This window comes from Grimontia kaedaensis, from assembly GCF_023746615.1.
Lineage (GTDB): Bacteria > Pseudomonadota > Gammaproteobacteria > Enterobacterales > Vibrionaceae > Enterovibrio > Enterovibrio kaedaensis.
In genome coordinates, this window is the sequence record NZ_CP082275.1 from 2,960,819 (window position 1) to 2,983,277 (window position 22,459).

The 22,459-nt window shown below is 48.7% G+C and carries 17 protein-coding genes; 4 read left to right on the forward strand and 13 right to left on the reverse strand.

The window, feature by feature from the left end; genetic code table 11:
* Positions 1–124 precede the first annotated feature (124 nt).
* Both K6Q96_RS13470 and fghA read left to right on the forward strand, forming a co-directional pair.
* A complete protein-coding gene (locus tag K6Q96_RS13470) occupies positions 125–1,255 on the forward strand; it encodes an S-(hydroxymethyl)glutathione dehydrogenase/class III alcohol dehydrogenase (RefSeq protein ID WP_251876414.1) in 1,131 nt (376 codons plus the stop codon).
* Between the two features lie 60 nt (positions 1,256–1,315).
* On the forward strand, positions 1,316–2,158 hold the full coding sequence (gene fghA, locus K6Q96_RS13475) for an S-formylglutathione hydrolase (RefSeq protein WP_251876416.1): 843 nt from the start codon (positions 1,316–1,318) through the stop codon (positions 2,156–2,158).
* 59 nt (positions 2,159–2,217) lie between these two features.
* Here fghA and K6Q96_RS13480 read toward each other — a convergent pair whose 3' ends face one another.
* Positions 2,218–3,774 carry an AbgT family transporter gene (locus K6Q96_RS13480; protein WP_251876418.1) on the reverse strand — a complete coding sequence of 519 codons (1,557 nt, stop codon included), beginning with the start codon at positions 3,772–3,774 and terminating at the stop codon, positions 2,218–2,220.
* Between the two features lie 398 nt (positions 3,775–4,172).
* Positions 4,173–5,732 (reverse strand): AbgT family transporter, encoded by a 1,560-nt coding sequence (locus K6Q96_RS13485; protein WP_251876420.1) that lies wholly within the window; start codon positions 5,730–5,732, stop codon positions 4,173–4,175.
* Positions 5,733–6,587: 855 nt separating this feature from the next.
* Between K6Q96_RS13485 and K6Q96_RS13490 the strand changes: the two genes are divergently transcribed.
* Positions 6,588–7,928: an RCC1 domain-containing protein gene (locus K6Q96_RS13490; protein ID WP_251876422.1), complete on the forward strand. Its 1,341-nt coding sequence runs from the start codon at positions 6,588–6,590 to the stop codon at positions 7,926–7,928.
* A 237-nt stretch (positions 7,929–8,165) separates the two neighbouring features.
* Here K6Q96_RS13490 and guaA read toward each other — a convergent pair whose 3' ends face one another.
* Positions 8,166–9,743, reverse strand: coding sequence for a glutamine-hydrolyzing GMP synthase (guaA, locus tag K6Q96_RS13495; protein ID WP_251876424.1), 1,578 nt, complete (start codon positions 9,741–9,743; stop codon positions 8,166–8,168).
* Between the two features lie 82 nt (positions 9,744–9,825).
* Positions 9,826–11,292 carry an IMP dehydrogenase gene (gene guaB, locus K6Q96_RS13500; RefSeq protein WP_251876425.1) on the reverse strand — a complete coding sequence of 489 codons (1,467 nt, stop codon included), beginning with the start codon at positions 11,290–11,292 and terminating at the stop codon, positions 9,826–9,828.
* 165 nt (positions 11,293–11,457) lie between these two features.
* On the opposite strand from guaB, the gene xseA reads away from it, so the two are divergent.
* Entirely contained in the window at positions 11,458–12,786 is a 1,329-nt protein-coding gene (gene xseA, locus K6Q96_RS13505; RefSeq protein WP_251876426.1) for an exodeoxyribonuclease VII large subunit, read from the forward strand.
* Between the two features lie 34 nt (positions 12,787–12,820).
* Here the strand turns inward: xseA and K6Q96_RS13510 are convergent, their stop codons facing one another.
* The 9 genes from K6Q96_RS13510 to rlmN all read right to left on the reverse strand — a co-directional run bounded on the left by K6Q96_RS13510 (position 12,821) and on the right by rlmN (position 22,381).
* Positions 12,821–13,054 carry a zinc ribbon domain-containing protein gene (locus tag K6Q96_RS13510; RefSeq protein WP_251876427.1) on the reverse strand — a complete coding sequence of 78 codons (234 nt, stop codon included), beginning with the start codon at positions 13,052–13,054 and terminating at the stop codon, positions 12,821–12,823.
* 616 nt (positions 13,055–13,670) lie between these two features.
* Positions 13,671–15,170, reverse strand: coding sequence for a ribosome biogenesis GTPase Der (gene der, locus K6Q96_RS13515; protein ID WP_251876428.1), 1,500 nt, complete (start codon positions 15,168–15,170; stop codon positions 13,671–13,673).
* An 88-nt stretch (positions 15,171–15,258) separates the two neighbouring features.
* Positions 15,259–16,419, reverse strand: a complete 1,161-nt coding sequence (bamB, locus tag K6Q96_RS13520) for an outer membrane protein assembly factor BamB (RefSeq protein WP_251876429.1) — start codon at positions 16,417–16,419, stop codon at positions 15,259–15,261.
* A 9-nt stretch (positions 16,420–16,428) separates the two neighbouring features.
* Positions 16,429–17,034, reverse strand: a complete 606-nt coding sequence (locus tag K6Q96_RS13525) for a YfgM family protein (protein ID WP_251876430.1) — start codon at positions 17,032–17,034, stop codon at positions 16,429–16,431.
* A gap of 13 nt (positions 17,035–17,047) precedes the next feature.
* Positions 17,048–18,316, reverse strand: a complete 1,269-nt coding sequence (gene hisS, locus K6Q96_RS13530) for a histidine--tRNA ligase (RefSeq protein ID WP_039849686.1) — start codon at positions 18,314–18,316, stop codon at positions 17,048–17,050.
* Between the two features lie 51 nt (positions 18,317–18,367).
* On the reverse strand, positions 18,368–19,486 hold the full coding sequence (ispG, locus tag K6Q96_RS13535) for a flavodoxin-dependent (E)-4-hydroxy-3-methylbut-2-enyl-diphosphate synthase (protein WP_062660588.1): 1,119 nt from the start codon (positions 19,484–19,486) through the stop codon (positions 18,368–18,370).
* A gap of 15 nt (positions 19,487–19,501) precedes the next feature.
* Positions 19,502–20,488, reverse strand: a complete 987-nt coding sequence (gene rodZ / locus K6Q96_RS13540; RefSeq protein WP_251876431.1) for a cytoskeleton protein RodZ — start codon at positions 20,486–20,488, stop codon at positions 19,502–19,504.
* Positions 20,478–21,233 carry a type IV pilus biogenesis/stability protein PilW gene (gene pilW, locus K6Q96_RS13545; protein WP_251876432.1) on the reverse strand — a complete coding sequence of 252 codons (756 nt, stop codon included), beginning with the start codon at positions 21,231–21,233 and terminating at the stop codon, positions 20,478–20,480. Before pilW ends, rodZ begins: the two co-directional genes overlap by 11 nt.
* Before the next feature lie 26 nt (positions 21,234–21,259).
* Positions 21,260–22,381, reverse strand: coding sequence for a dual-specificity RNA methyltransferase RlmN (rlmN, locus tag K6Q96_RS13550; protein ID WP_251876433.1), 1,122 nt, complete (start codon positions 22,379–22,381; stop codon positions 21,260–21,262).
* Between the last annotated feature and the right edge of the window lie 78 nt (positions 22,382–22,459).

Consider the following 22,459-nt stretch of genomic DNA (forward strand, 5'->3'; position numbering starts at 1 on the left):
GAATAGAAATAAATAGACTATCACTCAAATTCAGCGTGTCACAAAAGTGAACTCGCTCCACCAAGATATATCGCCTAGGGTTAGACGTTAAGGGGCTAACCCTTTACTAATGAGGATGCTTTCAATGGCAGAACAATTTATCAAATCACGCGCAGCAATTGCCTGGGAAGCTGGCAAACCACTTAGCATTGAAGAAGTGGATGTCATGCTGCCAAAAGCGGGCGAAGTGTTGGTACGTATTATCGCTACCGGTGTATGTCATACTGACGCATTTACCCTTTCAGGTGATGATCCAGAAGGCATATTCCCAGCAATTCTGGGCCATGAAGGTGGCGGTATTGTTGAACAAGTGGGTGAAGGTGTCACCAGCGTAGCGGTTGGCGACCATGTTATTCCTCTCTACACCCCAGAATGTGGCGAATGTAAGTTCTGTAAATCAGGTAAAACCAACCTGTGTCAGAAAATCCGTGAGACTCAAGGCAAAGGCCTGATGCCAGACGGCACCACCCGCTTTTACAAAGATGGTCAGCCAATCTACCACTACATGGGCTGCTCAACTTTCTCCGAGTACACAGTGTTGCCTGAGATTTCTCTGGCCAAAGTGAACAAAGATGCGCCGCTCGAGGAAGTATGTCTTCTCGGCTGTGGTGTGACCACCGGTATGGGCGCAGTGCTCAACACCGCTAAGGTCCAAAAAGGCGACACTGTGGCTGTGTTTGGTCTGGGTGGCATCGGTCTTTCAGCCATCATTGGTGCAGCAATGGCAGGTGCAAGCCGCATCATTGGTGTCGACATCAATGAGAGCAAGTTCGAGCTGGCTCAAAAGCTGGGTGCGACTGAGTGCATCAACCCAAGCAAGTACGACAAACCGATTCAGGATGTCATTGTTGAACTGACCGACGGCGGTGTGGATTATTCATTCGAATGTATCGGTAACGTCAACGTCATGCGTTCAGCGCTCGAGTGCTGCCACAAAGGCTGGGGTGAGTCTGTCATCATCGGTGTTGCCGGTGCTGGTCAGGAAATCTCTACTCGTCCATTCCAACTGGTTACCGGTCGCGTATGGCGCGGTTCGGCATTCGGTGGTGTTAAAGGCCGCTCAGAGCTACCAGAGATCGTAGAGCGTTACATGGCAGGTGAATTCGCTTTGGATGACTTCATCACCCACACCATGGGTCTTGAAGGCATCAACGAAGCATTTGACCTCATGCACGAAGGTAAAAGCATCCGTACTGTTATTCACTACGACAAGTAAGCGTAGTTAAGTTAAAACCCCACGCAGGCGGCAGCGTAACCGCCTGCTTTGGAGTCCTAAATGAGTCTTGAAAATATCAGCAGCAACCGCAGTTTTGGCGGCTGGCATAAGCAGTACACTCACACCTCGCGAACTGTTCATAGCAATATGCGTTTCGCCATTTTCTTGCCACCTCAAGCGTCAGAATCAAATCGTGTGCCGGTACTCTACTGGTTGTCAGGACTGACCTGCAGTGACGAAAACTTTATGCAGAAAGCCGGCGCACATCGCGTCGCTGCTGAGCTGGGTATTGCTATCGTTGCCCCTGACACCAGCCCACGTGGCGACAACATTCCTGACGACCCGGAAGGTGCCTACGATTTTGGTATCGGTGCAGGCTTCTATCTGAATGCTACCGAAGCACCATGGAACCGTTTCTACCATATGTACGATTACGTGGTGAAAGAACTCCCTGCCGTTATTGAAGCACACTTTCCAGTCAGCGATGTGAAGGCCATTTCCGGCCATAGCATGGGTGGTCACGGTGCACTGACCATTGCGTTGAAAAACAGTGATGACTACCGTTCAGTCTCTGCCTTCAGCCCAATAGTAAATCCCGCTGCTGTGCCTTGGGGCGAGAAAGCTTTTAGTAATTATTTAGGTGAAGATCGCAAGACCTGGCTGGAATACGACAGCTGCGCGTTAATCAAAAAAGCCGAGAAACACTTACCGATGCTGATTGATCAAGGTGATGGCGACCAGTTCCTGCATGAGCAACTGAAACCCGGTAACCTGCTTCAAGCTGCAGAAGAAGCGGGTTATCCGCTGGAGCTTCGTATGCAGGAAGGCTATGACCACAGCTACTACTTCATCTCGAGCTTTATTGAAGATCACCTACGGTTTCATGGAGAGCATTTGAAGTAACGCTTCAAACAACAAAAAACCCGGCCGAAGCCGGGTTTTTCTATTCTTACTGCGCCTGATCAGAAGCCCAGAGGAATGTTGAAACTGAAGAACACAATCAGCAAGGTTGTCCATACGGTCAGGAACGCTGCTGAGTATGGCACCATCATCGCAATCACGTCGCCAAACGTCAGATCAGATTTGTACTTACGCATGAAGGCCAGAATAACACCTGCATAGGTCATCATTGGCGTGATGATGTTAGTCGACGAATCTGCTACGCGGTATGCGGCCGCCACCAGATCAGGTGTCATATTCGGGTTAACCTGATACAGCATAGGAACGAAAATAGGTCCCAGCAGCATCCACTTCGACGTCAAACCACCGACGAACAGGTTGATCAGTGCAGTCGTAAGAATGAAGCCGATGATGAGCAGGATTGGGAAGTTTTCCAGACCCAGTGAAGACAAGGTGGTCGCACCTAGGTAAGTGATGTAAACACCCAAGCCTGAGTAGCTCAGTACCGCCAGGAAGTTATGGCTGAAGAAAGTCAGAACCAAAACATAACCAAAGGTGTTCATCTGCTTCACCATGGCATTCACTACGTCTTGTAGAGACTTGAACTTGCCCGTGCTGTAACCAAAGCAAATACCCGTTACCGCAAACACCATCGCAATCAATAGGATCACGTTGTTCATGTAAGGAGTGACTGTGCGGCCAGCCTCATTGGTGTATGGCGCAAGTGGACCCATTGCCAGCGCAACAATCGCAGCCAGAGAGGCAATCAGGCCGAGACCTGCAGCGCGCAGACCCTTTTGCTCGCTTTCGCTGACAGAGAAGTCGCTTTGGTCCAGATCTTCCGGTAGCGTGTACTCCATCTTTTCCAGGCGAGGTGCGACAAAACGCTTTGTGACCCAAGCCCCCAGGATCGCCAGCAAGAAGGTAGAAACAAAGATGAAGAAATAGTGCATGGTCGCAGGGTTCAGCACTTCACCTGCTGAGGTCTCGAAAGGTACACCTTGAGATTCTGCAAACACGCGTGCATTCAGACCAATAATAACGTCAACTGGGGTTGCAGGAATCAGGTTTGCACTGAAGCCCGCCGAAACACCTGCAAACGCAGCAGCCATACCGATCAGTGGATTTTTACCCACACCTGCATACAACATGCCCGCCAAAGGGATCAGCACCAGGTAACCAGCGTCGGTTGCGATCGAGCTCATGATACCCAGGAATACCAGCAGCATCGGCAGCCACTTCTCATTCAGGCGAAGGCCAACACGCTTAATCACTGCACCCAGAAGGCCAGAGTTCTCAGCAATGCCGACACCTAGCATCACCACAAGGATCACACCCAGTACGCCATGACCGAACGATAGCCAGTTTTTCAGGATCGCATTGTCAAACATCCAGCGAACGTTTTCTGTTGCCAGCATGCTCTTCACAGTGTGGCTGACAGGATTACCATCTGCCCCTGTGGTTTGGAATTCCATTCCGCCGATCAAACCTGTAATGGCCAATACCGCCACAAAAAGGAACATAAAAATGATCACAGGATCGGGGATTTTTTTACCTACGCGTTCAATAAACGCAATCGCGCCATTCTGTTGCAGCGCTCCTTGTGAAGCTTGACTCATTTCATACCACCTTTTCGATGAGTTCTAACCTTGATTGACCATTCGCCAAAACGGGCATGTGATGAAATCAGGTATATCTGTTACTTTTGCCGCAAGAACTTAGCAGATGCCACTTTTAGAGTAAAATTCCAATAAATAAGATATAAAAGGCAAAAATACCAAATAAATATTGAAAATCAAGATTTATGACAGATTTAAGACAGCACTGCAGATAATAGTGTGAGATAACGCAAACATCCCAGAAGATACATCTTTTATACAAAATCTCAAAAATCCACTAATGTATAGATGCATGTTTTGATAATGTTGCATTAATGTAGCATGTATTATTAGAGAAGAATTCAAACGCAAGAAAAAGCCCTGCACTGTGACAGGGCTTGGATAACAACGGTTTGCTGTTACATCTGGTAGGTGTAAGGCGCTTGGATGCCCAGTGGGATGCCCAGAGCCCAGTAAGCCAGAAGGAAGATCGACCAACCGATCAGCATCGCAATAGAGTAAGGCATCATCATGGACGCCAATGTACCTATACCAGTGCCCTTCACATAACGTTGGCAGTAAACCACGACCAGTGGGAAGAACACCATCAGTGGAGAAATGATGTTAGATACCGAGTCACCCACGCGGTAAGCCGCCTGAGACAGCTCAGGAGAAATCCCCAGCGCCATCAGCATTGGTACTAGGATTGGACCAATCAGCGCCCATTTCGCCGACGCTGAACCGATCAGCAGGTTCACACACGCAGTTAACAGAATCATACCGATGATGGTCAACTGACCCGGCATGTTCAGCGCTTTCAGGAATGCCGCGCCTTCCAATGCCAGCAAAGTGCCGATGTTCGACTGGCTGAATGCTGCCAGGAACTGCGCGCAGAAGAATGACATCACCAAATATGCGCCCATGGTCGCCATGGTATCGCTCATTGCTTTAATGATATCGCCTTGCGTTTTGAAGGTACCTGCAACGCGACCATAAACCACACCTGGAATCACAAATAGGATAAAGATCAGCGGTACGATAGATTTCATCAGCGGCGCAGAGAACGCAGTCAGTTCACCTTCAGGTGAACGCAGTGCTGACGTTTCAGGGATAAGCGCAACCACCAGCAGCACGATACCTGCCAGCATTGCAAAACATGCGCGGTTGAACGCTTTACTTTCAATAGCGGTGAAGCTGCCCAGATCCGGTGCTTTTTCTGCATCTTCATCAATGGGCAATTTGTTCAGGCGCGGTTCGATGATTTTCTCAGTCACATACCAGCCGATAGCCACAATCAGGAATGAAGAGAGGCCTGTGAAATAGAGGTTCGCCAGTGGGTTCACCACGTAGTCTTTATCCAGAACCTGAGCAGCAGATTGGGTAAAGCCTGCCAACAGTGGGTCAATACCCGCTGGAATGAAGTTGGCAGAGAAACCGCCCGACACACCGGCAAACGCCGCAGCTATACCCACCAGCGGGTGACGACCAGCAGCATGGAAGATAATACCGCCCAAAGGAATAACCAGAACATAACCCGCATCAGCTGCAGTGTGCGACACAATCGCTACCAGAATCAGCGCTGGCGTCAGCAGCTTCTTAGGTGTCACGTTCAGCATTTTTTTCAGGCCAGTGGTGATAAAGCCAGATGCATCCGCGACGCCCACACCCAGCATTGCCACCAGCACAATCCCCATAGGTGCAAAGCTGGTGAAAGTAGTCACCATGTTCGCTAGGAAGCTTGCAAGTGCTTCGCCAGTAAGAAGGTTATTAATTTCTACAGCCTGGCCGGTAACAGGGTGAGTCAGGCCGAAATCAACCTGAGAAAGAACGGCGGACAGGCCCCATACAGTCAAAAGTCCATAAAAGAACAGAAGCGCAGGATCAGGAATTTTGTTACCTGCCCTTTCAATCCAGTTCAGGAACTTTTCCATACCGCCGCTTGGCGCGTCCGGAGTATTGCTCATGGCATGATTACTCATTTAAAGCTCCGAGTTTTTGCAGTGTGTGTTTGCATCGTAAGGAGCGGATTCTTTGATGAATTCGCAACGACGTCATCATTATTCAACAGCACAAAATACACATACAAAGCCAAATTAATAGTGACTAATCTCAATTAAAATTACGGTTTAAGCACATAAATTCAATTTGCACACAAGCAATATACACAAAGCAAACAAAGACAATCCAAATGAACAACAACCACAATAAAATGGCTACGTTTGGCGTGAAATGGTGAGTATCAGCCACCCAGAAGATGAGTGACGTATCGCTGATGAGAGAGCACGAAAAACGAAGACAATTAAAACCGCAAGTACGATTTATACCGGCTAAGCAAAGCGCGTAGCCATCAACTTTCATATGGCCACTCGGTCGAGTGAATTAACAAGCGAAAAAATCAGGAAACCAAATACGTATAAACCGGTTAATTTCTGGTACTAATTATTGATATTCGCATTAATCGAGCATAACCCTGAATCACTTGGGAAAAATCAACAGAAAAAGTAATTACGATAAAAAGGCATGGCGCAAGAACCAACGAAAATACCAAAATTGCTCGGCACAGACTTAATTAGTGGCCTAATGATCGCTTTTTAAGTTCTGGTTGTTGCCACTCCACTAAATTGGTTTTAGAGCCATTGCCAGCTAGTGAAAGATCCGTGTGGGTAAACGGTGCAACCACGTTTCAGCAACGCTGAGCCAAATAATGAGAAATAGAACTCAGTTGGTAGTGAAAGCACGGAGTGTCGATTCAGGCACTAAAAAGGACGTTAATTCCAACGCTAACCGCTCGAATTAACGCTTCCTAACAACACACAGATTTTTAGGTGGCATTTATGAAACTATGGAATACCTTAGCTTTAGGCTGTCTCTTGTTACTTCCAATGTTAGCCAACTCGCAACTCCCAGAGGACAACTTTGGCGGGAGGGACTGGTATACACCCAGTACAATCGTAACAAATGGTGAAGTTGGTGCCTGTACTAACGAAAGCGGCCAACTTTATATGTGGGGAAATACGAACAAAGGTTCTGTATCTCTCTCACCTGTTCCTGGTAATGAAGCAAGAAACAATAGCCATAACTACCCGTACGCGTTAAGTCTGTGGAATAAGATCAGTTATATCGATCTAAGCCAGCGTTTGGGCGCTTTTATAGATGAAAGTGGGGATGCTTATTTTTGGTCCTCTGATGGCTACGGCTATTACAGAGGGCAACCTTTTGTAGACAACCCAACATTTGTTTTGTCCAACGTTTCCCACTTGAGTGTTGGTAAAGAGCACATTGTCTTCGTAAAAAATGACGGTACCGTATGGAGTGTCGGATTCAATAAATTTGGCAATTTTGGTACTGGCTCGACTAACTCGCAATTCTCCGCAATCCCAGTAAAAATGAAAGGTATCAATAATGTTGTCAGGGCCGCAGCATTCGGCAGTATTGTTGGAGCCGATAACAATTATAATCTGTTGAGTCGCCTCGGTACCTTACTGTTGAAAAGTGACGGAACAGTCTGGGTTTCTGGCGCTGGCGGTACACTAGTCCCCAATCACTTCAACTATTCCCCCACCCAAATCGAGACACTAACAAATATCGTATCTATCCAAACGACACGCTATGGCGCTTATTCCCTTGATGCTCATGGTGATGTATATGCATGGGGAGCCAAATACTATGGCAGCCTGGGATTAGGTATCTACCAAGCAGAGACAGGTTATATCCACAAACCACGAAAAATCACTTTCCCAGAAGAAGCAACGGACGTTGTTGCCATCGAATCAAACCCATCCGATACCAATGCCTATGCTATCGATTCAGACAAAAACCTGTGGGCGTGGGGCTATCACAGATTTGCTCACGCATTTGGTGTCGCCGAGACAGATACTGCCATGACACCTATCATTTCTGCTAAACATGTTGATGATGTCATCGCGGGAAATAATGGTAGAAGCTTCCTAATCAGGAGTAATAGTTATCCCTCTGACTCCAGGTTATGGTGGACAGGATATAACTTCACTCGTTCGCTGGTATTGAGCAAAGATATTTCTCCACTCTATATCGCAGGCAAGACCCCTTCTACTCCAAATCAACCGGTATCTTCTGGTGTATGGGCGGTTAGTCGAGAAAATGTGTGTAACTTGTATTTCAGACATAGTGGCTTCAACCCTGCCAATGTGTATTAAACACACTACGTCACATTGAGAAATGATATCGAAGACTGGGTACTGCTTAAATCAGGGGGCAGATAATCCATGATGCGAAGTTTTTTCTCCTCTATTTCGAGGATAGAGGCTTAAATTGCTTACTGAAGTTTGCTCCATGTTGAAGTTGATTTAAATTCATATTGAAAAGCCCTGATGGTCATATCAGACACATCAGGGCTTTTAAAAAGAGGGTTAAACCTCAGAGTTTACCTTAACTCATTCCCACTCGATGGTTGCAGGTGGCTTACCAGATACGTCGTAAACCACGCGGCTGATACCATCTACTTCGTTAATGATACGGTTTGAAACGCGACCCAGGAAGTCATATGGCAGGTGTGCCCAGTGTGCGGTCATGAAGTCGATGGTTTCTACTGCACGCAGTGAGACAACCCAATCGTATTTACGTCCGTCACCCATTACGCCGACAGAGCGTACTGGCAGGAACACAGTAAATGCCTGAGAAACCTTGTTGTAAAGGTCTGCTTTGTGCAGCTCTTCGATGAAGATAGCATCCGCACGGCGCAGCAGATCACAGTACTCTTTCTTCACTTCGCCAAGTACACGTACACCCAGACCTGGACCTGGGAACGGGTGGCGGTAAAGCATGTTATACGGCAGACCCAGCTCAAGGCCAATCTTACGCACTTCGTCTTTGAACAGCTCTTTCAGCGGCTCAACCAGACCCATTTCCATGTCATCCGGCAGACCACCTACGTTGTGGTGAGATTTGATAACGTGCGCTTTACCGGTCTTAGAGGCAGCAGACTCGATCACATCAGGATAGATAGTGCCTTGCGCCAGCCATTTCGCGTTCTTCAGTTTCTTCGATTCTTCATCGAATACGTCTACGAACACGTGACCAATCTTCTTACGTTTTGCTTCTGGATCAGCAATGCCTTCCAGCGCAGACAGGAAGCGCTCTTCCGCATCAACATGAACAATGTTCAAGCCGAAGTGATCACCGAACATTTCCATAACCTGCTCAGCTTCGTTCAAGCGCAGCAGACCGTTGTCTACGAATACACAGGTCAGCTTGTCACCGATCGCGCGGTGGATAAGCATAGCAACAACAGAAGAGTCCACGCCGCCTGACAGGCCAAGAATCACTTCGTCATTACCCACTTGTTCTTTGATGCGTGCAATCGCATCTTCGATGATAGATGCTGGCGTCCATAGCTTCTCACAGCCACAGATATCCATCACGAAACGCTCAAGCATGCGGTGACCCCGACGGGTGTGAGTCACTTCAGGGTGGAACTGAACGCCATAGAAGCGCTTCTCTTCGTTTGCCATTGCTGCGAATGGACAAGTGTCAGTCGATGCGACTTTCACAAAGTCAGCCGGAATTTCTACCACTTTGTCGCCGTGGCTCATCCATACATCCAGAACGCCTTTGCCCGCTTCGTTAATGGCATCTTCGATACCTTCAAATAGGCTACCTGGGTTATCCAGCGTCACTTTCGCGTAACCAAACTCTCGCTCGTTTGAGCCTGAAACTTTACCGCCAAGCTGCTCAGACATGGTTTGCATGCCGTAGCACACGCCCAGTACTGGAACGCCCGCGTTAAACACATATTCAGGCGCACGTGGTGAACCGTCTTCGGTCACGCTCTCCGGGCCACCAGAAAGAATGATGCCATTCGGGTTGAAGTCACGGATATCCTGCTCTTCAACATCCCAGCCCCAAAGCTCACAGTAAACACCGATTTCACGGATACGACGTGCAATCAACTGGGTGTACTGAGATCCAAAGTCGAGGATCAGAATACGTTGGTCATGAATATTTTGGGTCATTTCAGCTTGTCTCAAAAAGTCATCAATACAGGGGACTTTCGCCCCCATGCTATAAATTTCGGCTTTAAATTACGGGCACGAATTACTGGCCAGTACGATAGTTTGGTGCTTCTTTAGTGATGGTCACATCGTGTGCATGCGATTCAGTGATACCAGCACCTGTGATGCGAACGAACTCTGCTTTGGTGCGCAGGTCTTCAACAGTCGCTGAGCCAGTCAGACCCATGCACGAGCGCAGGCCACCCATTTGCTGGTGAATGATTTCTTTCAGACGACCTTTATATGCCACGCGACCTTCAATACCTTCAGGTACCAGTTTGTCTGCTGCGTTATCGCTCTGGAAGTAACGGTCAGAAGAACCTTTAGACATCGCACCCAGCGAGCCCATACCACGGTAAGATTTGTAAGCTCGGCCTTGGTATAGCTCTACTTCACCTGGAGATTCTTCTGTACCTGCCAGCATAGAACCAACCATCACACAAGATGCGCCTGCAACCAGTGCTTTACACAAGTCACCAGAGAAGCGGATACCGCCATCAGCGATACATGGCACGCCATACTGCTCTGCCACTTCTACTGCATCTGAAATCGCAGTGATTTGCGGAACACCCACACCGGTAACAATACGGGTTGTACAGATTGAGCCTGGGCCAATACCCACTTTCACTGCATCTACACCCGCTTCAATCAGGGCTTTTGCACCTGCGCCAGTCGCGACGTTACCGCCAATGATTTGTAATTCAGGGAATTTTTCACGGGTTTCACGGATGCGTTGAAGTACGCCTTCAGAGTGACCGTGAGAAGAGTCGATAAGCAGTACGTCAACGCCTGCTTCAACCAGTGCAGCAACACGTTCTTCGTTACCTGCACCTGCGCCAACCGCAGCACCAACACGCAGACGGCCTTGCTCGTCTTTACATGCGTTTGGTTTACGCTCAGCTTTTTGGAAATCTTTTGCAGTGATCATGCCCGCGATATGGTGGTCGTCATTCACCACCAGGATTTTTTCTACGCGGTGCTTTTGCATCAGCTTTTGAACTTCTTCAGGGCTTGCGCCCTCTTTCACTGTCGCCAGACGCTCTTTCGGTGTCATAGCTTCTGACACTTTCAGGCTCAGGTCAGTCACGAAACGAACATCGCGACCAGTGATGATACCTACCAGCTCATTGGCTTCAGTAACAACTGGGAAACCGGCAAAGCCGTGAGTATCAGTCAGTGCTTTTACATCAGCAATGGTTTGATCAGGCGTCACAGTGACAGGATTTGAAACCACACCGGCTTCAAAGATCTTCACCAAACGAACTTGTTCCGCCTGTTGCTCAATAGACATGTTTTTGTGGATAAAACCGATGCCACCTTCCTGAGCAAGCGCAATTGCGAGGCGCGCTTCGGTCACTGTGTCCATCGCCGCTGAGATCAGTGGGATGTTCAGAGAGATTTTTTTCGTCAGTTGAGTGCGCAAGTCGGCAGTGTTCGGAAGAACTGTGGAGTGTGCTGGAACTAGCAGTACATCGTCAAAAGTAAGGGCTTCTTTAGCTATTCGTAACATTGCAATATCTCACGCCAAAATAATATGAGGGAGTTCAAAATATTGCCGCCGCATTATACTGACGGCGCAAACGTTTGGCTACAGATTTTTACGAAAACGTTTGGCTTTCAGATTTCGCCTCTTTAACATGGCTTCATCTTGCTGAAAACAAAGACGCATTCCGCTATGAATCTCACCAACAACAATATCTATACCGTCTCCAGATTAAACGCTGAAGTGCGTTTGCTGCTCGAAAACGAAATGGGGATTGTTTGGCTGGTTGGCGAGATTTCAAATCTCACCATGGCAACATCTGGTCACTGGTATTTCACCCTGAAAGACCGTCAGGCTCAGGTGAAATGCGCCATGTTCAAAGGCAATAACCGACGTGTGACTTTTAAACCAGCCAACGGTAATCAGGTGTTGGTGCGTGCAAGGCTTTCTCTGTATGAGCCCCGCGGTGACTACCAAATCATTGTCGAAAGCATGCAGCCTGAAGGTGACGGCCTGCTTCAACAGCAATTTGAAAAATTGAAAATGCAGCTTTCTGCAGAAGGTCTGTTTGCTGCCAGTCTGAAAAAAACACTCCCAGAACAACCCAAGCGGGTTGGCGTGATCACTTCCAGCACTGGCGCGGCGCTGCATGATATTTTGCATGTCCTGAAACGCCGCGATCCCAGCTTGCCTGTGGTGATTTATCCCACCCAAGTTCAGGGCAAAGATGCTGCGATTCAAATCGCACAGACTATTGGGCGTGCCAACAGCCGTAATGAATGTGATGTGCTGATCATCGGTCGTGGCGGTGGTTCGTTAGAAGACTTATGGTGCTTCAACGAAGAAATTGTTGCCCGTACCATTGCCGCCAGCTCCATCCCGATCGTCAGTGCAGTTGGCCATGAAGTTGATGTTACCATCGCGGATTTCGTAGCTGATGTCCGCGCCCCTACCCCGTCAGCTGCAGCAGAGCTTGTCAGCCGTGATACCTCTGTACGTGATCAACAACTCTTGCAGCGTACTGATCGCCTAGCACACGCATTCAGCCGTCATTTGAGCCGCTCTCAGGAATGGCTGACTCGCTTGCAACATCGATTGGCGATGCAACACCCCAAAGCGCAGCTTCAGCAACAATCACAGCAGTTTGATGAGCTTGAAAGGCGTCTTCACCAATCCATGCGCTATACACTCCAAACGGAAGCGCAGCGCCTGGATAGAGCTTCGCAAAAGCTTGAGCGTTACTCACCCGCGAACCAAATTCCAGGCCAGAAAGCACAACTAGGCTATGTGGAGCAGCGTCTTATCGAGGCCATGCGCCGCCAACTCCGACAACATCAGCATGCACTGGCACTGCAGATGGAAACATTGGATGCGGTGAGCCCGCTGGCAACACTTGCACGCGGTTATTCAATCACCCGGAACGATAAAGGCGAAGTCATTCGTTCAGCATCGTCGCTTAAGTCTGGCGATCAGATCAGGTCAACATTTGGAGATGGAGAGATTCAATCTACCGTGAACTAGAAAGGATCGTTAACCAAAAAGGTGAAACGGTATCTCAGGACACCGTTTTTTGTTCTTCAAAAACGATTCTCGCGCTCGATTTCGATTTCAGCTCGTTGCAGCTATTGCAGAAATAGCTGGTCGCTCCACAAGCCTGAAGCTTTTCCAGCAGCTCGTCGCAAGTGGCACAAAAAGCCTGTTTTACAAAACTTTTCTCACAGGATTCACAACGGTAAGTGCCGTTGTCCCACACCAAGTCACGTTCGCAATCAGGGCAATGATTTCCCATTAAGGTTTCCTTCGCTTTTCACTTCGCAGTTTTTTGGTCAAAGGATGCACAATGATCCTTTTGCCGTTATTCTAATCCTTAGATGCTGGCAAAACGAGCAGCCTAGCGCTGGATCCTATAAAGATCGTCAGATCGCAGCGATTATGGGATCCGATCAGCGATCACCCCCTAAAAAAATATTTATCAATACAACCCCCGAAAGCATAAGTTACATGTTCTGTATATGGATTTATGAAAGGATAAAATCTCGCAGAATCATTTAAAAACTATTAGTTTCGATATTTTATAAATTATAGATGCCATAGTAGCCGCGTAATAATTCGCCTTTCCTTCCTAGAACGATATCTCACGCCTAATTGCTTAATTTTTGTGACAAAGATCATCAAAACTCTGCCCTTCGACGGTCAGATCAGACTGATTTAGCGCTCAATCAGCCCCAGTTGATAGCTCTTATTAAGGCCAAGAGTTCAAATTACAGGCAGGAAATACGGAAAGATGACACTTTTGTCTAAATTACATGAGCTGTCATTCAATCTTCATGTATCCGGGTAAAATCCGTTTATTACGGGCGTAAAAAAGCCGACCTGCAGGTCGGCTCTTGGTATTCAGTAGAAAATTACTTCTTGCCGCGAGTTTTCACCATGTCCATCAGACGCTTACGTTGACGTGCCTGAGAAATGGTTAGCTTCTCTTTCTTACCTTCAAACGGGTTCTCGCTGTTCTGGAACTGAATACGGATAGGTGTACCCATGATTTCCAGAGACTTACGGTAGTAGTTCATCAGGTAACGCTTGTACGAATCAGGCAGCTCTTTTACTAGGTTTCCGTGAATCACGAAAATTGGTGGATTGTAACCACCTGCGTGTGCATATTTCAGTTTCACACGACGGCCACGGATCATCGGTGGTTGGTGATCATCCTGAGCCATGCCCATGATGCGGGTAAGCATCGCGGTGCTGACTCGCTTGGTCGCAGACTCATACGCTTCCTGAATCGACTCAAATAGATGACCCACACCTGTACCGTGCAATGCAGAGATAAAGTGAATACGGGCAAAATCAACAAAGCCAAGACGACGGTCAAGCTCTGACTTCACACGTTCTTTCACGTCGCTGTCCAGACCGTCCCACTTATTTACAGCAATGACGATCGAGCGACCTGCATTCAACGCGAAACCCAGCAGACTCAAATCCTGATCCGAAATGTTCTCACGCGCATCAATCACAAGCAGCACAACGTTCGAATCTTCAATTGCCTTCAGAGTCTGGATAACGGAGAACTTCTCTACTTTCTCGTTAACACGCTTACGGCGACGAACACCTGCGGTATCAATAATCACGTATTCACGACCATCACGTTCCATTGGAATATAGATGGAGTCACGCGTTGTACCCGGCATGTCGTAAACCACGACGCGGTCTTCGCCAAGGATACGGTTAGTCAGGGTCGATTTACCGACATTTGGACGACCGATGATACCGAATTTGATTGGCAAGTTACGCAGGCGCTCCAATGCAGATTCTGCATCTTCTTCGGTCAGATCTTTATCTTCGTCTTCGGCATCTTGTTCGCCAGTCAGATCGACCAAACCTTCTTGGTCTTCACCTTCTTCGCTCGCCAGCTCTTCTGCGAACGGCTTCAGTGCGCGGTCGATCAAGCCAAGTACACCACGACCATGTGCGGCTGCAATCTGGTACATGTCTGGCATGCCTAACTGCCAAAACTCCGCACTTGCTGCGTCTGCATCAATGCCATCAACTTTGTTGACGACAAGGAAGGTTTTCTTTTCACGGCTGCGCAGGTGATGCGCAATCGCTTCATCAGCAACGGTCAGACCCGCACGGCCATCAACCATAAACAGCACAACATCGGCTTCTTCAATCGCTGCCAGTGACTGCTCAGCCATCTTGGTTTCTACACCTTCTTCGGTACCGTCGATACCACCGGTGTCTACCACGATGAACTCATGCTCACCCAGCATAGCTTTTCCGTACTTACGATCCCTGGTCAAACCCGGAAAATCGGCAACGAGCGCATCGCGCGTCCTTGTTAGCCGGTTAAAGAGTGTCGACTTCCCCACATTAGGACGCCCCACCAGGGCTACTACAGGAATCATACTGACCTCTTAAAATCTCAAATTCATTAATAACAGCGGCTCCTGACCGGTCAAGATCAGGAGCCGAATAATTGATAAGCAACTGTATTTACAATATTTGCTTTTTACTTATTGTGCCGTCACGGGTAATGACGATATAGCCTTCATCAACATTCAATGGGCTCACCGCAAATCCGCTATCGTCTAGCTGTTGTTGCGCCACGAACTCACCGGAGTTCGGGTCCATCCAATGCAGATAGCCCTCTGCATCGCCAACGACAACATAGCCGGAGATAGCAACCGGTGCCGTCAACTGACGGTATTCCAAATCGCGATTCTGCCAAAGCTCTGTACCACTGCGCGCATCAACTGCCACAACGTGATCTTGGTCGGTGATAAGGAACAGGTAACTGCCCACGACCAAAAAGTCAGTCGATGAACTGTACGTGCGTTTCCAAGCTGGGCGACCTGAACGCAGGTCAATCGCAACCAGTTGGCCATTATAACCCACAGCATAGAGCAGCGCGCCGTCAATCACAGGCGTCGCATCGACATCCACCAAACGGTCGATTTCTGTCGCCCCTTTCGGGCTCGCAATCGGCTGTTGCCAGATAATATTGCCGTTCTCAACGAATGCAGCGCCCAGACGGCCGTTTGCCATCCCCCAGAACACACCACCAGATGTTGATACCGGCGAACTATCACCACGCAACGTCAGGTTTGGTACATCACTGGAAGTACGCCAGCGCTCTTCACCGGTTTCAGCATCAAATGCAGCCAGTTCACCGCGACTGGTATTAACGATCACCAGACTTTCGTCAGCCAGTGGCTTGGAAAGGATCTCGCCACCCGCGTTGGCGCGCCAAACCGTTTCACCGGTTTCTTCATCCAGCGCAATCAACACACCGGTTTCTGTACCCAAATACACCTTACTGTAAGATGCCGTCAAGCCACCTGAAATCAGTGCCGGTGCATCTTCACCAAGATCAACACTCCAAAGGGTTGAACCGGTTTCGGTATCCATGGCTTTAACCACGCCTTCGCGGTCAGCTGCAAACACTTTGCCATAGGCCTGCACAGGAACCAGATTGCTGAAATAATTTCCAACACCGTTTCCAACACTCGACTTCCAAACCTGAGTTGGAGTGAATTCGCTCTCAACCACTGGCACGGGTGCCATCTGGATGGAATCTTCCTCACCAGCACAACCAATCAGCAATGTTCCCAATAAGGCTACTGCACCAACACGTTTCCATCCCATACGCATCATACTCAGACCTTATTGAGACAGGTTGTCCAGTTTCATCTGAACAACTGGGTTGGTCGCTGCTGCAATGGAAGCGGCATAAGCAGAACGCGCTGCGGCTGTATCGCCTTTACGCAGCTGGATATCGCCGCGAAGCTCTTCAACCTGTGCTTTCCAGCTTTCTGCTGTCACGCTGTTAAGTTGTGACAGAGCAGCATCAACATTGCCAAGCTCTGCTTCAACACGTGCCAAACGAACTGTCGCCAGTGTTTTTAGCGTTTCGTCTTTTGAGGACTGCACTTTACGCAGTTGCTCTGCCGCTTTGGTCAGATCGCCTGCATCAACAAACGACTTCGCCAATTGCAGCTCAAGCAAGGTGGCGTAAGAGCCTTCATTATCACCGATGAAAGCTGTCGCTTTCTCTTCCGCCTGCGCATCACCTGCAACCAGTGCGCTTACTACTTGTGTATACGCTTCTGATGCCTGCTCACGGCTGGTTTCCATTTCCGATTGGTAATAACGCCATCCATAAAGGCCGCCCAAACCGATTACTGCGCCGAGGACAACGGCTTTGCCGTTATCCCGCCACCACTTTTTAATCGCTTCGACTTGTTGTTCTTCTGTGGTGTAGACGTCCACGTTTTGTCCTCTCTTAAACTCGTTGAGCCAGTTTATCGGCTACTTCATCCTGAGAAATGGTCAGCTGTTCGCCGCCTTTAAGATCTTTGAAGGTTACTTGGTTGTTAGCGACTTCATCTTCGCCAAGTACCAGAGCCACCGACGCACCCACTTTGTCAGCACGTTTGAATTGCTTCTTAAAGTTACCGCCGCCAAAGTGGGTCATCACGCGCAGACCGGGAACCTGCTCACGCAGTTTCTCAGCCAGTTGCATGCCCGCTACCAGCGTGCCTTCGCCTGCAGTGACCATGTATACGTCAACCGCAGCTCGGGTGTCATCAAGTTCCAGCGTTTCCATCAGAAGCACCAGACGCTCAACGCCCATTGCAAAACCGACTGCCGGGGTAGCTTTACCGCCCAGTTGCTCAACCAGACCGTCGTAACGGCCACCGCCACAAACTGTACCTTGAGAGCCTAGGCTTTCAGTGATCCACTCGAAAACGGTACGGTTGTAATAGTCCAAGCCACGAACCAATTTCTCGTTTACCGTGTATTGGATGCCTGCTGCGTCCAACAGTTCACAAAGACCTGCAAAATGTTGTTTTGATTCTTCATCCAGATACTCCGAAAGCTTCGGTGCATCGGTCAATACCGCTTGGATATCTGCATTCTTGGTATCCAGAACTCGCAGTGGATTGGTATGCATGCGGCGTTTGCAATCTTCATCCAAGATCGCTTCATGCTGCATCAAGAATTCCACTAGCGCTTCACGATAATTCGCACGTGCTTCCAACGAACCGATCGAGTTCAGTTCCAAACGAACATGCTCGTGAATACCCAGCTTACGCCAAAGGCGTGCGGTCATCATGATAAGTTCTGCGTCTACGTCAGGACCATTCAGGCCAAACACTTCCACACCAAACTGGTGGAACTGACGGTAACGGCCTTTCTGTGGGCGCTCGTGACGGAACATAGGACCAACATACCACAGGCGTTGCTCCTGATTGTACAGCAGACCGTTTTCGATACCGGCGCGAACACAGCCCGCCGTGCCTTCAGGACGCAAAGTCAGACTGTCACCGTTGCGGTCCTCGAAGGTGTACATTTCTTTCTCAACCACATCGGTCACTTCACCAATCGCGCGGCTGAACAGATGAGTCATTTCCACGATCGGCATGCGCACTTCGCTGTAACCGTATGCGCTGATAACGTCTTTAACAGTGCCTTCCACTTTTTGCCAAAGTGGAGACTGTGTTGGTAGGCAGTCGTTCATGCCTCTGATTGCTTGAATAGTTTTTGCCACGTTAACTCTCGTAACCGATCTGTTTGTTCTCGCTAAGTGAGCGCGCTGCGCTTACTCTTGTGTGTTCACGTCAATGCGGTTGTTTTCATCCAGCATTGCCGCTTTCGCCCGGATCTTCGCTTCCAGCTGATCGATCAGGTTGTCGTTCTCAAAACGTTCTTTCTGGCGTTTGCCATCATCGTAATATGCGCTGCGCTTGTTACCACCAGCAACGCCAATATGCGAAACTTCAGCTTCACCTGGGCCGTTAACCACACAGCCAATCACTGATACATCCATAGGGACAACAACGTCTTCCAGACGCTGTTCCAGTGCGTTTACCGTGCCAATCACATCAAACTCCTGACGGGAGCAGGTAGGACAGGCAATAAAATTCACGCCGCGTGAACGGATACGCAGCGATTTTAAAATATCGAAACCGACTTTGATTTCTTCTACTGGATCAGCTGCCAATGAGATACGCAGGGTATCACCAATGCCTTCGCTTAGCAGCATGCCAAGGCCAACTGCAGATTTCACTGAACCTGCACGTGCACCACCAGCCTCGGTAATGCCAAGGTGCAAAGGTTGATCAATGCGTTTTGCCAGTTGCCGGTAAGATTCAACGGCCAGGAATACATCAGACGCCTTCACACTCACTTTGAACTGATCAAAGTTGAGGCGATCCAGAATATCAACATGGCGCATCGCCGACTCCACCAGTGCTTCCGGTGTTGGCTCGCCATATTTTTCCTGAAGATCACGCTCCAGCGAACCGCCGTTTACGCCAATGCGGATTGGAATGTTCTTGTCACGCGCCGCGTCAACCACAGAGCGGATACGTTGTTCGTTACCAATGTTGCCTGGGTTGATACGAAGGCAATCAACGCCGTATTCAGCCACCTTGAGGGCAATACGGTAGTCAAAGTGAATATCAGCAACCAGTGGGATGGAGCTCTGCTGCTTGATCAGCTTGAACGCTTCAGCGGCATCCATAGTCGGCACAGAAACACGCACAATGTCTGCACCGACTTTTTCCAGTGCTTTGATCTGCGCAACCGTCGCTTCCACGTCGGTTGTGCGGGTATTCGTCATTGATTGAACTGCGATCGGAGCGCCATCGCCGATTGGCACATCGCCCACATAAATACGCGTAGATGGACGACGTTTAATAGGAGATTCGGTATGCATTAGGTGTACTCTGGATTACTTCGGAAGGCTCAAACGCGCTACCCGTCCTGATGGGTAGCCACTCAGATCAACGTTCTCGCCATTAAAGGCAAGACTCACAGCGGCTGGCGCACCTAGTACCAACTTGAAAGGTGCATCACCGGATAATTCAACGGTTTCACCCGCTGATTTTATCCCCGTTAACAAGCGTTTACCACTGGCATCGCGAATATCTACCCAGCAATCGCCACTGAATGACATAGATAGTGTAGGTGTGGTAACAACAGGTGTCGATACCGTTTCTTCAGCCTGCTCAGGCACATCAACCGCCGGAGCAGTCTCAGCCACTTCCTGTGATTCCTGCGATGCCGTTTGTTGCTCGACATCTTGATTTTCAGAGACTTCTGGCGAAGTCTCTATCACAGCAGCTTCTTCTGCTGGGCTATTCGTTTCTTCCATATCAGCCAGTAATGGCGCGATACTTTCTGTCACGTCCTGAACTTGCTGACTTTCGCTGCCTTCGCTGAGGTTGTTGGCTGCTGGCGTTTCTTCTGTCATTGATGCAAGCAGACTACTACCTTCGGGTAACGAGAGTAATGGATCGTTTTGTTGGTTTTGCCACCACCAAAACGCGGTCAATCCGACCGCAACAGCCAGAATGACCCAGGTCAGACCCATTACACGGCTGTCATGTTTGTCACGGCGGGTTTTGCGAGAGAAGCTCTGCATCTTCTGCACATTGTCTTCCGCTTCAGGTGCGGGTTTAAACGTATGCAAGAGTTCGTCAGCATTTACGCCGACCAGCTTAGCGTAAGAACGAATATAACCACGTGTAAACGTGGTTATCTGTTCTTCATCACAGCAATTTTCTTCTAAATCTTGAATGACGGAAACACGAAGTCTCAGGCGGTCAGCCACATCCTGATCGGACAGCCCCATCGCCTCTCGGGCCTGTCGCAATACCGTTCCCGGATGTGTCGACTCAACCTCAAACAGCTGTTCTTCGTTTTGTTCAGTATTCATTCGTTATGTACTGTCTATATTCTTTTGATTCGGGAAACTTGTTGGCCAAAAGGTTTTCGTAACGTTCCGCTTCCTTTGCCCTTCCAGCTTTGTTTTCCAGGTCAGTCATTATTAACAGCGTTGCTGGCTTATAGCCATAGCGTTTGTGAAAATGGAAAAGACGTATCCTCGCTTCATTCAGCTCGTCGTCTTCCACTTCTATACGGGCGAGTTTGATAGAAGATAAAGGCCTGTTCGGCTCATGGTCAATGGCTTTGGCGAACCATACCTTAGCGTTATCCCTCTCACCTTCTTTCAATGCGCAGAGTGCGGCATTTTCATAACTGCCGGATAACTTGTAATAATATGGCTGCTCGATCGCCCTCGCAAACGCCCGTTGAGCTTCGTCATAACGTTCCTGTCGACATAAAAAGACGCCGTAGTTGTTCTGAACGTCACCATTTTCTGGTGAATGACGTAACGCTGTCTTGTATTGCTGTTCCGCTTGGTCATATTCGCCAACTTCCTGAAGGTAGTAGGCGAACGTAATAAGAGAGCGATAGTAAGTCGGCGCAAATTGCACCGCAGTTTCAAGATTTTGTCTAGCTCGCTGCCATTGTCCGGCCTTTAAATAGGCAAGACCAAGCGAAATTCTGGATTCAGCTGCGTCAATGCTATCAAACTTCGCAGAATTTTGCTTCTCCGTTACTGTGACACAACCAGCTAATAATCCCATCAATAACAGAGCGCTAAGCGTCCTTGCCATTATCCCATCCTAATCAGTCTGACAAATCAGACTGATTTAACTGGGATTTGCTCCTCAACGTTCAGTCTGCTTTGCGTGCGTTTGGTGCGGTCGATAACATCACCGACAAGCTGACCACAAGCCGCATCAATATCATCACCACGGGTTTTACGAACGATAACCGTGTAGTCATATTGCATCAGTGTTTTCTGGAAACGGTCAATGCGAGAGTTACTCGGTTTTTTATATGGTGACCCAGGATAAGGGTTAAAAGGAATCAGGTTTATCTTAGCAGGCGTATCTTTTAACAGCTCTGCGAGTTGACGCGCATGCTCCATATCATCGTTAACGTGGTCCAGAAGAATATATTCTACGGTGACACGTCCACGGTTCGCATTTGAAGAAGCGATATAGCGGCGCACAGAAGCCAAAAACGTTTCAATATCATAACGATCATTTATCGGCATGATCTGGCTGCGAAGATCATCTGTCGGCGCATGAAGAGAGATTGCCAGCGCAACATCAATCTTGCCTGCCATCTGATCCAGACCAGAAACCACACCTGAGGTAGATACGGTTACACGACGCTTTGACAGGCCATATGCCAAGTCATCTAGCATCAGATTAAGTGCAGGGATCAAGTTTTTCATGTTCAGAAGTGGCTCACCCATTCCCATCATGACCACATTGGTAATTGGGCGGCGGCCAGTTTCTTTTTCCACACCAATTTCTTTCGCCGCACGCCAAACCTGTCCGATAATCTCAGACACTTTCAGGTTGCGGTTAAAGCCTTGCTGGGCAGTAGAGCAGAATTTACAGTCGAGCGCACAGCCGACCTGTGAAGACACACACAAGGTCGCGCGATCGTCTTCTGGAATATATACGGTTTCAACGTCCTGATTGCCAACACGCATGGCCCACTTGATGGTGCCATCAGAAGAATATTGAGCCGTACTGACTACTGGTGCGCGGATTTCACAACGCGCGTTGAGTTTTTCACGAAGCTTTTTGTTGATGTTGTTCATCTGATCAAAATCATCAACACCAAAATGATACATCCACTTCATGATCTGATCGGCACGGAATGCCTTTTCGCCTAATTCTTCGGCGAAAAACGCGCGTAGCGCCTGTCGATCGAAATCCAGCAGATTGATTTTCTCTGTTGCCATCAGATTGCCTCGTGAACAAATAAAAACAGGTATAGCCTTAAATCAAGGCGCGAAATTGTACAGCCTTTGTGATCGGGA